Source organism: Micromonospora sp. NPDC005254 (assembly GCF_042872525.1).
Taxonomy (GTDB): domain Bacteria; phylum Actinomycetota; class Actinomycetes; order Mycobacteriales; family Micromonosporaceae; genus Micromonospora.
The window spans coordinates 1859-3203 of the sequence record NZ_JBIAKM010000016.1 but is presented as its reverse complement, the minus strand read 5'-3'; the positions used below and the strand labels follow the sequence as shown (position 1 = coordinate 3203).

1 rRNA gene (only partly in view) is annotated in these 1345 nt (G+C 56.2%); it reads right to left on the bottom strand.

Annotation, left to right across the window (positions count from 1 at the left end):
• Window positions 1–1267, bottom strand: a 23S ribosomal RNA gene (locus ACFYPR_RS31755) (it extends 1922 nt beyond the left edge of the window).
• Window positions 1268–1345 lie beyond the last annotated feature (78 nt).

Genomic DNA, 1345 nt, shown 5'->3' with positions numbered 1-1345 from the left:
CGTGGTTAAAATGTGAATGCCACAGCTTCGGCGGTGTGCTTGAGCCCCGCTACATTGTCGGCGCGGAACCACTTGACCAGTGAGCTATTACGCACTCTTTAAAGGGTGGCTGCTTCTAAGCCAACCTCCTGGTTGTCTATGCGACCCCACATCCTTTTCCACTTAGCACACGCTTAGGGGCCTTAGCTGGTGATCTGGGCTGTTTCCCTCTCGACTACGAAGCTTATCCCCCGCAGTCTCACTGCCGCGCTCTCACTTACCGGCATTCGGAGTTTGGCTGGTTTCGGTAAGCTTGTGGGCCCCCTAGACCATCCAGTGCTCTACCTCCGGCAAGAAACACGCGACGCTGCACCTAAATGCATTTCGGGGAGAACCAGCTATCACGGAGTTTGATTGGCCTTTCACCCCTAACCACAGGTCATCCCCCAACTTTTCAACGTTGGTGGGTTCGGCCCTCCACGCGGTCTTACCCGCGCTTCAGCCTGCCCATGGCTAGATCACTCCGCTTCGGGTCTAGGACACGCGACTGAATCGCCCTATTCAGACTCGCTTTCGCTACGGCTCCCCCACACGGGTTAACCTCGCCACATGCCACTAACTCGCAGGCTCATTCTTCAAAAGGCACGCCGTCACCCCGCAAGGCTCCGACGGATTGTAGGCGAACGGTTTCAGGTACTATTTCACTCCCCTCCCGGGGTACTTTTCACCATTCCCTCACGGTACTCGTCCGCTATCGGTCACCAGGAAGTATTTAGGCTTACCAGGTGGTCCTGGCAGATTCACGGCAGATTTCAGGGGTCCGCCGCTACTCGGGAACACCCACAGAAGGTCAGCAACTTTCACCTACCGGACTTTCACCGTCTACGGTCAGCCATTCCAGACTGTTCGACTAGCCACTGACTTTGTAACTCCTCGAACAAGTGTCAGCTTGTTCAGTAGGGTCCCACAACCCCGACCACGCAACCCCTGACAGGTATCACACGCAGCCGGTTTAGCCTCAATCCGCTTTCGCTCGCCACTACTCACGGAATCACTATTTGTTTTCTCTTCCTACGGGTACTGAGATGTTTCACTTCCCCGCGTTCCCTCCACACACCCTATGTGTTCAGGTGTGGGTGACACCACATGACTGGTGCCAGGTTTCCCCATTCGGACACCCTGGGATCACAGCTTGGTTGACAGCTCCCCCAGGCCTATCGCGGCCTCCCACGTCCTTCATCGGCTCCTGGTGCCAAGGCATTCACCGTTCGCCCTTGACAACTTGACCACAAAGATGCTCGCGTCCACTGTGCAATTCTCAACAAACGACCAACCCACAACCCGATCCGCCCCACACCAAACCCAG